We start from the raw sequence: 12,087 nt of genomic DNA, 5'->3' as shown, positions 1-12,087 counted from the left end.
GAGCATTGGAACCACCTGATCCCATCCCGAACTCAGTAGTGAAACGATGCATCGCCGATGGTAGTGTGGGGTTTCCCCATGTGAGAGTAGGTCATCGTCAAGATTAAATTCCGAAACCCCTATCTGCACATGCAGGTAGGGGTTTTGTCTTTTCCCGCACCGATAAAGCCACCCTTCCTACCGGTTCAATTGCAGAGGCCATCTGCATGAAACGACCAAGCCCATGATATGGTTTCCCTCTGCCCGCACTGCCTCAAGGACGTCCCATGCCGCACGTTAACCCACTCCTTCCAGGATTCATGGTGGTCCACGGCAATCGCCTGGATGAGCTACGCAGCCTGGTAGTGAGCTGGATGCGCCGCTACCCGCTGGCGCCCTTGGAAAACGAGATCGTTCTGGTGCAGAGCAACGGTATTGCCCAGTGGCTCAAGCTGGCCTTGGCCGAAGATCCTGAGGAGGATGACCTGGGTGGCTGCGGAATTGCGGCAGCGATAGAGGTGCAGCTACCCGGTAGTTTCATGTGGCAGCTGTACCGACGTGTTCTTGGGCGTGATGAAATTCCAGAAGTTTCCCTGCTGGACAAGGCCCCACTGACTTGGCGGTTGATGCGCCTGTTGCCCGAGGTCATCGATAAGCCACACTTTGAACCTCTGCAGCGCTTTCTTACTGACGACAGTGACTTGCGCAAGCGCTATCAACTGGCTGAACGCTTGGCTGACCTGTTTGACCAATACCAGGTCTACCGTGCCGACTGGTTAAAGGATTGGGCGGCCGGGCGGCATGTGTTGAACACTGCCCGGGGTGAAACCAAGCCTTTGCCGGCCGCCAACTGTTGGCAAGCCGAGTTGTGGCGTGCGCTGTTACTCGATGTCGGAGAAGAAGGCATGGCCCAAAGCCGCGCCGGTGTGCATCAGCGCTTTATCGAGCGCATCAACAGCATTGAGCAATCGCCGGCGGGGCTGCCCTCTCGGGTAATTGTGTTCGGTATTTCTTCGTTGCCAGCCCAAGCCCTGGAGGCCCTGGCTGGCCTGGCTCGCTTCAGCCAAGTACTGCTCTGCGTGCATAACCCCTGCCGTCACCACTGGGCGGATATCGTCGCTGACAAAGATCTGCTGCGCCACCAATACAAGCGCCAGCAACGCAAGCAGGGCATGCCCAACTTGATCGATGCCCAATCCTTGCATCAGCATGCTCACCCATTGCTCGCTGCCTGGGGCAAGCAGGGGCGGGACTACATCAATCTGCTGGACAGCTATGATGATCCGGCGAGTTACCGCACGGCTTTCAGTGATGGGCGCATTGACCTGTTCAGTGAGACTCAGCCGCGTACCCTGCTTAATCAGTTGCAGGACGACATCCTTGAACTGCGGCCCTTGGCTGAGACGCGCGAGTTGTGGCCGGCAGTCAATCCGGTCAAGGATCGCTCGGTTCGTTTTCAGATCGCTCACAGTCCACAGCGTGAAGTAGAAATACTTCATGATCAGCTACTCGCACGTTTCAGCACCGATCCCGCGCTGCGTCCCCGTGATGTGATTGTCATGCTGCCGGATATCAACACCTACGCCCCACATATACGCGCGGTGTTCGGTCAGTTGGGCCGTGACGACTCACGGTTCATTCCGTTTACCCTGACCGATCAGGGCCAGCGCGGTCGCGACCCGTTACTGATCGCTTTGGAGCATCTGCTGAAACTGCCGGACAGTCGCTTTGCAGTCAGCGAGGTTCTTGATTTGCTTGATGTGCCGGCTCTGCGCGCCCGTTTCGCCATCAAGGAACGCGACCTGCCGACCCTGCATCGCTGGATTGAAGGCGCGGGTATTCGTTGGGGCTTGAATGCCGAGCAGCGAGAAAGCCTGGGCTTGCCCGCAGGGCTGGAGCAGAACAGTTGGCGGTTCGGCTTGCGACGCATGTTGCTCGGCTATGCCGTAGGCGTCGGTGAAGGCTGCGAAGGGATCGAGCCGTTTGATGAAATCGGTGGACTGGATGCAGCGCTGATAGGCCCGTTGGTGGCCTTGCTCGATGCCCTGGAAATCGCCTATCAACAGTTGTCCGAGCCTGCGACTGCCGCACAGTGGGGCGAGCGCCTGCATGCGCTGTTACAGGTGTTCTTCCTGGCAGAAACCGAGCACGACGACTACCTGCTGGTGCAGTTGCAGACGCTGCGCGAGACCTGGTTGCAGACCTGTGAGTCAGTGGGCCTTGAAGACTTGCTGCCGTTGACTGTGGTCCGCGAGGCCTGGTTGGCCGGACTCGACCAAGGGCGCCTGTCTCAACGTTTCCTGGCCGGTTCGGTGAACTTCTGCACGCTCATGCCTATGCGTGCTATCCCATTCAAAGTGGTGTGTCTGCTCGGTATGAACGACGGTGATTATCCGCGTGCGCAACCGCCACTGGATTTCGACCTGATGGGCAGTGACTACCGGCCCGGCGACCGTTCGCGTCGAGAGGATGATCGCTACCTGTTGCTTGAGGCTTTACTCTCTGCGCGAGACCAGCTGTACGTGAGCTGGGTCGGACGCAGCATCCGTGACAACAGTGAGCGACCAGCCTCGGTACTGATCGGACAACTGCGCGATCATATTGCTGCAGGTTGGCACCTGTTCGGGGCCAAGGAAGAGAGCAAACTCGATGGTGGCGAGCAGCTGTTGCATGCCTTGACCGTTGAGCACCCGTTGCAGCCTTTCAGCGCCCGATACTTTTACAAAGGTAGCAATCTGTTCAGTTACGCTCGGGAGTGGCAGGCGTTGCACATGACAAGCGAGGGACAGACCACTACAGATGCCGAACTGCTGCCTTACGAAAACGATGAAGCTCTGAGCCTGCCCTTGCTGCAGGACTTCCTGCGTCATCCTGTACGGCACTTTTTCAGCCAGCGCTTGAACGTCTTTTTCGAGTCGCTGCAAGCGCCGCTGGCAGATGAAGAGCCCTTTGTCCTCGATGCATTGCAGCGTTACAGCTTAAGTGAAAGCTTGTTGGCCTCGGCGCTGGCTACACCGCAAGATGTCGACCAGGCACTTGAGCGTCAGGCGCGTCGCCTGCAGGGCTACGGCATGCTGCCATTGGCCGGTTTCGGTCAAAGCCTGCAAGCTGAGCTGATTGAACCATTGCCAGATCTTTTGCAGCGTCACCAACAACTGCTGCGGCAGTGGCCCACTACGTTGGACAGCGCTTTGCCGATCCGCTTCGAATTTCGCAAGCTCAAACTCGAAGGCTGGCTGGGCCGGGTGTACCAGGGCAACGATAACTCCTTGCTCAGCATCATCACGTTGCCCAATAGCATCAGCAGCGGCCGTTCGCTCAAATGGCATCGGCTTACCTCAACCTGGGTCATGCACCTTGCCGCCTGTGCTGTAGGCCTGCGTTTGCACAGTGCCGTGGTTGCGACTGATATCACGTTGTTGCTCGCGCCCATTGAACAGGCTCGGGCTGGCGATGTGCTTGGTGATCTGTTGCTCGCCCGCCACGCCGGGATGTGCGCACCGCTACCGATCGCAGTCAAGACAGCCTTTGCCTGGCTGGGCCAAGGCGATCCGGAAAAGGCCCTGGTCGCTGCTGCCAAGGCGTATGAGGGAGATGGCCAGAACAGTTTTGGAGAGCGCAGTGAAAGCACCGCATTGGCACGTCAGTTCACCGACTTCACGGCTCTGACGGCAAGCGAAGAGTTCGAGGGCTGGTGCGAAGCCTTGTACCGGCCGATGTTCGATGCGCCCTGGCAGACCTTGGGCAACGAGGAGAATGCTCAATGAGTCGCAACACGCCACTGGCACTGACGTTCCCACTGCACGGCAGTCAGCTGATCGAGGCCAGCGCCGGTACCGGCAAAACATTTACCATCTCAGCACTGTACCTGCGTCTGGTGCTTGGCCATGGCGGTGAGCAGGGGTTCGGGCGCGAATTGTTGCCACCGCAAATTCTGGTAGTGACCTTTACCGATGCGGCTACCAAGGAGCTGCGTGAACGAATTCGTACCCGTCTGGCTGAAGCCGCGCGCTTCTTTCGCGGCGAGTTGACGGCAGTCGACCCCTTGCTGCAATTGCTACGCGATGACTATCAAGCAGACCTGTGGCCTGCATGTGCCAATCGTCTTGATGTGGCCGCGCAGTGGATGGACGAGGCTGCAGTCTCAACCATTCACAGTTGGTGTCAGCGCATGTTGCGCGAACATGCGTTCGACAGCGGCAGCCTGTTCACCCAAACCCTGGAAACCGACCACAGCGAGTTGCTCGGACAGGTCATGCGCGATTACTGGCGGCGCTTTTGCTACTGCATGCAAGGCGATGCGCTGGCCTGGGTGCGGAGCAACTGGGTGAGTCCCGATGCATTACTGCCCCGGGTGCGTGCACTTTTTGGTCGCCAGCGTATCGAGAACACCACAGAAGAACCGCAGGCATTGATCGACGCGGTGTTGCAGCAGCGCGCAGAGCAACTGCACAAGCTTAAGGCTCCATGGGTGCAGTGGTCCGGCGAGTTGCTGCAGATTTGTCGAGACGGCCTGGCTGCCAAGCAAGTCGACGGTCGCAAGATGCAGGCGCGTTATTTCGAGCCCTGGTGTGAGAAGCTTGCCAGTTGGGCTGCCGACGAACAGGCATTGGAACTTGACCTGGGCACCGGTTTCACTCGCCTCACACGCATCGGTATGGCCGAAGCCTGGAAGGGCGAGCCACCGAGTCATCCGGCACTGCAGGCCATGGAAAGCCTGAAAGAAAAACTCACGGCGTTGCCAACTCCCGATGCCTGCTTGCTGGAACACGCTGCCGCCTGGGTCGGCGCGCGCTTCGAGCAGGAAAAGCGTCGTCGAGCGGAGATGGGCTTCGACGACATGCTGGTACGCCTCGATCACGCCTTGCAAGGTGACACGGGTGAGCGTCTGGCGGGATTGATCCGCGAGCAGTTCCCAGTGGCCTTGATCGATGAGTTTCAGGACACCGACCCTGTCCAGTACCGGATCTTCCAACGTATCTACCGTATCGAAGACAACGTCCGCGATACTGGTTTGTTCATGATCGGTGACCCTAAACAGGCAATCTATGCCTTTCGTGGTGCCGATATCTTTACCTACCTGGGCGCCCGTCGTGCTACCACCGGCCGCTTGCATAGCCTGGACACCAATTACCGTTCCAGTGCGTCTATGGTCGGTGCTGTCAACCATGTGTTCATGCGCGCCGAACTGAGTGAACGTGGCCGTGGCGCTTTTTTGTTCCGCGAGGGCGAAGACAACCCAGTGCCCTTTGTCGAGGTCAAGGCCCAAGGTCGCAGTGAACAGTTCCAGGTTAATGGACAAACACTAGCGGCTTTGAATCTGTGGCAGTTACCCAGCGAGGAACCCGTTTCCGGCGCGGTCTATCGGCAGCAATTGGCTGTCAGTTGTGCCAGCCAGATCGTTGCGCTGCTCAACGGTGGGCAGCAGGGGCGTAGCGGATTTCTCCAGGCCGACCAGTCGCTGCGTGGCTGCCTGCCTTCGGACATCGCCATCCTGGTGCGCGATGGTCGCGAGGCGCAGTTGATCCGGGCCGAACTGGCCGCTCGCGATGTACGCAGTGTGTACCTCTCAGACAAGGATTCGGTGTTCGCCGCGCAGGAAGCCCAGGACCTGTTGTCCTGGCTCAAGGCCTGTGCCGAGCCGGATGCCGAGCGCCTGCTGAAGGCTGCGCTGGCCAGTATCACGTTGAATCTTCCGCTTGCGGATCTGGAGCAATTGAACCAGAACGAGCGAGTGTGGGAGCGCTGGGTCATGCAGTTCCGCCAGTACCGGCTGATCTGGCGAACCCAGGGGGTGTTGCCGATGCTGCGACGTTTGCTGCATGACTTCCAACTACCGCAGGTGTTGATTGCCCGCAGTGACGGTGAGCGAGTGTTGACCAACCTGTTGCACCTGGCCGAGTTGCTGCAGCAGGCGGCCACGGAGCTGGATGGCGAGCAAGCTTTGATTCGCCACCTGGGCGAGCACTTGGCCAGCGTCGGACAGGCGGGTGAAGATCAGATCTTGCGTTTGGAAAGCGATGAGCAACTGGTCAAAGTGGTGACAATCCACAAGTCCAAAGGGCTGGAGTACCCGCTGGTATTTCTGCCGTTCATCTGTACCAGCAAACCGGTAGATGGCCAGCGCTTGCCGTTGGCCTGGCACGACAGCGACGGGCACGCGCATCTCACCCTGACCCCGGACGCGGAGCAAATCGCCCTGGCCGACGATGAGCGGCTGGCTGAAGACCTGCGTCTGCTCTACGTCGCCCTGACCCGTGCCCAGCACGCGTGCTGGCTAGGTGTTGCAGACCTCAAGCGCGGCGCTGGCAAAACTTCGTTGCTACACCGTTCGGCGCTGGGCTATCTGCTGGGCGGGGGTGCCCCACTGGCAAACTCCAGTCAACTCAATGACTGGTTGCAGGCATTGCAAGCTGACTGTTCGGCGATTGCTTGCAGCGCCATGCCCGAGCCAGATGAGCAGGCCTATAGCGCGCCACTCAATCACTCCGAGCTTTTGCCCGTACGTGAGCCCAAGCGTCGTGCTGCCGAAAACTGGTGGATTGCCTCCTACAGTGCCTTACGAATAGGCGAGGACGCGATGACGCTGGCAGCAGACAGCTCTCAGGCTCAGCACCTACTGGATGACGAACGACCCGATCCGCAGCAGCTGCGCGAAGTTGCGCCCGGCAGCGGTGATATCCATCGCTTCCCGCGTGGCCCGAATCCCGGGACGTTCCTTCACGGCTTGCTCGAATGGGCAGGGCTCGAAGGCTTTGCGCAGGTGACGGCCAACGACGCAGCGCTCAAGCGTACGGTCGGCCAGCGCTGCAACCGTCGTGACTGGGAGGGCTGGATCAACACCCTCAGCGATTGGCTGAAACAATTGTTGCTGCAGCCCAGGGCGCTGGAACCGGCGAGCCCGATGGTCGCCTTGAATCAGCTGAGCCAGTACCAGATCGAGATGGAGTTCTGGTTTGCCAGCCACAAGGTTGACGTCGGCCAACTGGATCGCCTGGTGTGTGAGCACACTCATCAGGGTGCTAGCCGAGTCGCCGCCCAGCCGGCCCAGCTCAACGGCATGTTCAAGGGTTTTATCGACTTGGCCTTCGAACATGATGGGCGCTTCTATGTGGCCGATTACAAGTCCAACTGGCTGGGCCCCGATGACCTTGCCTACAGCGAGTTGGCCATGGAATCGGCGATTCTAGGTCACCGTTACGACCTTCAATATGTGCTGTATCTGCTGGCCTTGCACCGTCAGTTGCGTGCGAGGCTGCCGGACTACGATTACGACCGGCATGTGGGCGGTGCACTGTTCATCTTCTTGCGCGGCGTGCACTCGGCGACCGGTGGCGTGTATTTCGTCAAACCGCCCCGGGAATTGATCGAGCGCCTCGATGCCTTGTTCCGCGGCCTCAGTAACCCGCAGCAACATGACCTGTTCCTGGGAGATGCACCATGAGCCGTACGCTCGATGATCTGCTGCCGACACCGCTGGATGCCCGGCATTTGGCGGCACTTGAGCCATTGAACGACAGTGCCGATCTGCTCGCGCTGCTTGATCGCTGGGTTGAGCGCAGCTGGCTGCGCGCCCTGGACCGGGCCTTTGTCGGTTTTCTCGAGGAGTTGGACCCGCAAGGGGATTCCCTGGTCCTGTTGGCCGCAGCGCTCGCCAGCCACCAGTTGGGGCATGGCCATGTTTGCCTGGACCTGGGCGAGACGCTGGCCGAGCCTGACTTCGCCCTGTCGTTGCCGCCGGAGGGGGATGCTCTGGCCGGTCCCTTGTTGCTACCGTCGCAATTGCTTGAGCAACTGACCTTGGCAACCTGGTTGCAGCGTCTGGCCGGTAGCCGTCTGGTTGCCAATGGTGCACGGAAGGAAGATGCCGCTCGGCCCTTGGTGCTCAGCGGCCAGCGCTTGTATTTGCGCCGTTACTGGACCTATGAACGACAGATCGACGGTGCCTTGCGCCAGCGTCTTGAACAGGTCGAAGCCATTCCATCCGACTTGCCGGCGCGCTTGGCGCAGTTATTTGCCACGGGCAGTCAGGCAGGGCAGGTGGACTGGCAAAAGCTGGCCTGCGCCTTGGCCACACGCGGTGGCTTCAGCATCATCACCGGCGGTCCTGGTACCGGTAAGACCACCACTGTCGTGCGTTTGCTCGCATTGCTTCAGGCGCCTGCGGTAGAGGCCGGGCGACCACTGCGCATACGGCTGGCAGCACCTACAGGCAAGGCGGCGGCGCGCTTGACCGAGTCGATTGGCCAACAGGTCGAGCGTCTGGCGGTTGACGCCCAAGTGCGGGAAAACATCCCTACCGATGTCTCGACCGTGCACCGCTTGTTGGGCAGTCGCCCCGGATCGCGGCATTTTCGTCATCACGCGGGCAACCCTCTGCCATTGGATGTATTGGTGGTCGACGAAGCCTCGATGATCGATCTGGAAATGATGGCCAATCTGCTTGCCGCGTTACCCGCTCATGCCCGTCTGGTGTTGTTGGGCGACAAGGATCAATTGGCATCGGTGGAAGCCGGCGCCGTGCTTGGCGATCTGTGCCGCGATGCCGAGGCCGGACGCTACAGCCCCCAGACTCAGGCCTGGCTTGAACAGATCAGTGGTGAGTCATTGGCGGGCAGTGAACTGCAACCTGGCAGCCGTGAGCAATTCCCACTGGCGCAGCAGGTGGTGATGTTGCGCTTTTCCCGACGCTTTGGTGAGAGCAGTGGTATTGGCCGGCTGGCACGCCTGGTCAATCTGCAAGACGCTGAACAGGCCCGGGCATTGCTCAAGCAAACTCAAGATGATGTGTACGGTTTGACCCTGCGCGGCGAACAGGACCGCGCCCTCGACCGTCTGCTGCTTGATGGTCTGGGTAGCAGCGATGGGCCGCAGGGCTATCGCAGCTATTTGCAGGCAATTGGACGCCAGCGCCCTTCACTGGCCACGCCAGCGCTAGACCCACGCTGGGAAGCCTGGGCGATGGCGGTGTTGCAGGGATTTGAAACGTTCCAACTGCTGTGCGCCGTTCGTAAGGGGCCGTGGGGCGTCGAAGGGTTGAACCAGCGTGTTGCTCGGGTATTGGGTGCCGCCGGATTGATCGATGTCGATCAGCCTTGGTATGAGGGGCGCCCCGTACTCATGACGCGCAACGACTATGGCCTCGGCTTGATGAATGGCGACATCGGCATAGCCTTGCGCCTGCCGGATGAGCAACAGCCTGGTCAGCAGGTGCTGCGGGTAGCCTTTGCTCGAAATGACGGCCGCGGCGGCGTACGGTTTGTACTGCCTAGTCGTCTGAACGATGTGGAAACCGTGTACGCAATGACCGTGCACAAATCCCAGGGCTCCGAGTTCGACCATACTGCCCTGGTGCTGCCCGATGTTCTCAATCCGGTGTTGACCAAGGAGTTGATTTACACCGGTATTACCCGGGCAAAAAGCTGTTTTACTTTAATCGAGCCGCGTCAGGGAGTGTTTGAAGACGCAGTGCGTCGTAAGGTCAAACGTATCTCCGGACTCATGCTGGAGCAGGTATGAACAGGGTGAATCGGACTTTCAGCGGATTTTCAGGAGGGCGTTCCCTCACTGGGAATATGGCCATTGTGCTATCGTTGCGACATGATTTTCTAGCGTTCTGAGATTTCCTTCATGAAAGTGGCCGCCTCGACATCGGGACGTGTAACGAGTCCTGGGCGCTCGCTGGTGGCCGCTTTTTCCTTGCTGTTTGCCACCCTGGCCTGCGCCGAATCAACGCAGACTTCAAGTATGGCCGAGCAACGTGCTTCTGCCGTAACTCAGGTAGTGCTGGGCATACTCAGCTACGCGCGCTGGCCGGTGGAGCCGACGCAGCTGCGTTTGTGTCTGGTTGGCCCCACCGAGTACACCGACGACCTGGTAAAGGGCACAACGCAGGCTACAGGCCGTGCATTGGTGGTGAGGCGCTTGCTGGCCGGGGATCCGCGCATTGCCAATGAATGCGACGCGGTTTATCTCGGCCAGATGAGCGAGGATGAACGACGCCAGTTGTTCAGTGCCATTGCTGGTCATCCGGTCTTGAGCATCAGTGAGGCCGACGACCTTTGCACCGTCGGCAGTGTGTTTTGCCTGCGTGTTAGCGACCAGCAGGTGGCGTTCGACGTCAATCTTGATTCAGTCTCGCGTAGCGGCGTACGCATCCACCCCTCTGTGTTGCAATTGTCGCGTCGGCGGGCGGCACATCCATGATCGGTTTTGGCTGGGGAAACCAGCGTCCGACCTTACGTGCGGTGCTTGGGCGTCGCCATTTGAGCGTGGCCTTGCTGGCCGTCGGCTTGGCAGGTATTTCCCTGACGTTGCTGGGGGTGCTGGCGTTGCGGTCATATGCCAACCACAACCTGCACTTGATCGCGCGCTCGATCAACTACACGGTCGAAGCCGCCGTGGTGTTCAATGACAGCAGCGCGGCCAATGAAGCCCTGGCCATGATCGCGTCCACGGAAGAACTGGCCGACGTCAAGGTGTTCGATGACAGCAACCAACTGATGGCGAGCTGGCATCGCAGTGACGACAGCCTGCTGGCGCGGATGGAACAACAAGTTGCGCACATGTTGCTGGATGAGCCGGTCACCTTGCCGGTAATGCATCAGGGGCAGCAGGTCGGACGCATCGAATTGATCGGGCAGGGGGGGAGCTTGGTGCGCTTCCTGCTCAGTGGCTTGGCCGGCATCATTTTTTGCACAGCGCTCAGTGTCGTGGGGGCCTTGTACCTGTCGCGGCGCATGTTCGGTGATATCGTCGGGCCTTTGCGCAGCTTGGCCGCAGTCGCCCACGCTGCGCGCCGCGAGCGCAGTTTCGACCGCCGCGTGCCGTCAGCACAGATTGCCGAACTCAATGAGTTAGGCAACGACTTCAATGCCCTGCTCGACGAACTGGAAAGTTGGCAGAACCATCTGCAGCGCGAGAATCGGAGCCTGGCGCACAAGGCCAGTCACGACAGTCTCACTGGTTTGCCCAATCGAGCCTTTTTCGAAGGCCGGCTCAGCCGCACGTTGCGCAATGCCAGCAAATACCAGGAGAACATGGCGCTGCTGTTTCTCGACAGCGACAACTTCAAGGACATCAATGACAGCCATGGCCATGCCGCGGGCGATGAAGTACTGGTGAGTGTTGCCAACCGGGTGCGCTCACAACTGCGCGAAAGTGACCTGGTGGCCCGTTTGGGCGGGGACGAGTTTGCCGTGCTGCTGGCGCCGCTGCACAGTCGTGAAGATGCCATGCGCATCGCCGAGAAGATCATTGCCAGCATGCATGTGCCGATTCACCTGTCGACAGGACAAAGCATTGTCACCTCGTTGAGCGTCGGTATTGCCTACTTCCCGGATGATGGTCTGACGCCATCGGACTTGCTTCAAGCCGCCGATGCGGCGATGTACCAGGCCAAACGCAACACCCGAGGCCAGTGGCAAACGGCAGAGACGGAGCACTCTGCCAATCAAGTAAAAAACAGGAGCTGAACCGTGACACACCTGAGTCAATATCTACGTTCTCATTTTATCTGGCTGGCCCTGGTGCTGCTGGCCCTGGCGGGCTGCCAGAGCACACCACCTAAGGGCCTGACCGCTGAGCAGATCGCCATGCTCAAGCAACAAGGATTTCAATTGACCGATGAAGGCTGGGAATTCGGCTTGTCGGGCAAGGTACTGTTCGGTAGCGACCTGGATTCACTCAACAGCGAGAGCCGAGCCATCGTCGAGCGTATTGGCAAGTCGCTGTTGTCGGTGGGCATCCAGCGCGTGCGCGTTGATGGTCATACCGATTCTTCCGGCAAGGCGGCCTACAACGAGCAACTGTCGCTGCGTCGAGCCAAGAGCGTGGCCAACGTGCTCACGGCCATTGGCATGCGCGCGGAAAACGTCGAAACCCGAGGCTTGGGCAGCCGAGTACCGGTGGCCAGCAATGACACCCGCGCCGGCCGAATGGAGAACCGCCGGGTCGCCATCGTCGTCGCCTCCGACTAATCGGCGAAGCCCATCGTGCGCGACTCGCCCATCAGCAATGGCGTGTTGCGCTCCGTCACCCCGCGGATGTAATCCCGCAACAGGGTAATCCGCTTCTAAGTCCTATCACTACAGACGCAATGGCAGATCG

6 protein-coding genes, 1 rRNA gene and 1 pseudogene are annotated in these 12,087 nt (G+C 59.7%); 7 read left to right on the top strand and 1 reads right to left on the bottom strand.

Going from position 1 to position 12,087, the window contains the following annotated elements; translation table 11 throughout:
* The 7 genes from rrf to H8F21_RS18755 all read left to right on the top strand — a co-directional run.
* A 5S ribosomal RNA gene (gene rrf, locus H8F21_RS18785) occupies positions 1-103 on the top strand; the annotation flags it as partial.
* Positions 104-266: 163 nt separating this feature from the next.
* A complete protein-coding gene (recC, locus tag H8F21_RS18780) occupies positions 267-3,746 on the top strand; it encodes an exodeoxyribonuclease V subunit gamma (protein ID WP_203480299.1) in 3,480 nt (1,159 codons plus the stop codon).
* A complete protein-coding gene (recB, locus tag H8F21_RS18775) occupies positions 3,743-7,423 on the top strand; it encodes an exodeoxyribonuclease V subunit beta (RefSeq protein ID WP_203480312.1) in 3,681 nt (1,226 codons plus the stop codon). Before recC ends, recB begins: the two co-directional genes overlap by 4 nt.
* Positions 7,420-9,498, top strand: coding sequence for an exodeoxyribonuclease V subunit alpha (gene recD / locus H8F21_RS18770; protein WP_203480323.1), 2,079 nt, complete (start codon positions 7,420-7,422; stop codon positions 9,496-9,498). The genes recB and recD overlap by 4 nt, the downstream gene beginning before the upstream one ends.
* 111 nt (positions 9,499-9,609) lie before the next feature.
* Positions 9,610-10,185, top strand: a complete 576-nt coding sequence (locus H8F21_RS18765) for a YfiR family protein (RefSeq protein WP_136478269.1) — start codon at positions 9,610-9,612, stop codon at positions 10,183-10,185.
* The gene (locus H8F21_RS18760; protein ID WP_203480338.1) at positions 10,182-11,453 is read left to right on the top strand and encodes a diguanylate cyclase domain-containing protein; all 1,272 of its coding nucleotides are present in this window, start codon (positions 10,182-10,184) and stop codon (positions 11,451-11,453) included. Before H8F21_RS18765 ends, H8F21_RS18760 begins: the two co-directional genes overlap by 4 nt.
* A 3-nt stretch (positions 11,454-11,456) precedes the next feature.
* On the top strand, positions 11,457-11,957 hold the full coding sequence (locus H8F21_RS18755; RefSeq protein ID WP_203480341.1) for an OmpA family protein: 501 nt from the start codon (positions 11,457-11,459) through the stop codon (positions 11,955-11,957).
* On the opposite strand, the pseudogene H8F21_RS18750 reads toward H8F21_RS18755, so the two are convergent.
* Positions 11,954-12,052 (bottom strand): annotated as a pseudogene (locus H8F21_RS18750) (LysR family transcriptional regulator); the annotation flags it as partial. The gene H8F21_RS18755 and the pseudogene H8F21_RS18750 sit on opposite strands and share 4 nt — an antisense overlap.
* Between the last annotated feature and the right edge of the window lie 35 nt (positions 12,053-12,087).

The organism is Pseudomonas arcuscaelestis, from assembly GCF_016881005.1.
GTDB lineage: Bacteria > Pseudomonadota > Gammaproteobacteria > Pseudomonadales > Pseudomonadaceae > Aquipseudomonas > Aquipseudomonas arcuscaelestis.
This window is presented reverse-complemented; position numbering and strand designations above follow the sequence as displayed.

What these genes read in the sequence shown, in the direction of transcription:
- recC (WP_203480299.1), top strand. Translation starts at nt 267, where the DNA reads ATGCCGCACGTTAACCCACTCCTTCCAGGATTCATGGTGGTCCACGGC.
- recB (WP_203480312.1), top strand. Translation starts at nt 3,743, where the DNA reads ATGAGTCGCAACACGCCACTGGCACTGACGTTCCCACTGCACGGCAGT.
- recD (WP_203480323.1), top strand. Translation starts at nt 7,420, where the DNA reads ATGAGCCGTACGCTCGATGATCTGCTGCCGACACCGCTGGATGCCCGG.
- H8F21_RS18765 (WP_136478269.1), top strand. Translation starts at nt 9,610, where the DNA reads ATGAAAGTGGCCGCCTCGACATCGGGACGTGTAACGAGTCCTGGGCGC.
- H8F21_RS18760 (WP_203480338.1), top strand. Translation starts at nt 10,182, where the DNA reads ATGATCGGTTTTGGCTGGGGAAACCAGCGTCCGACCTTACGTGCGGTG.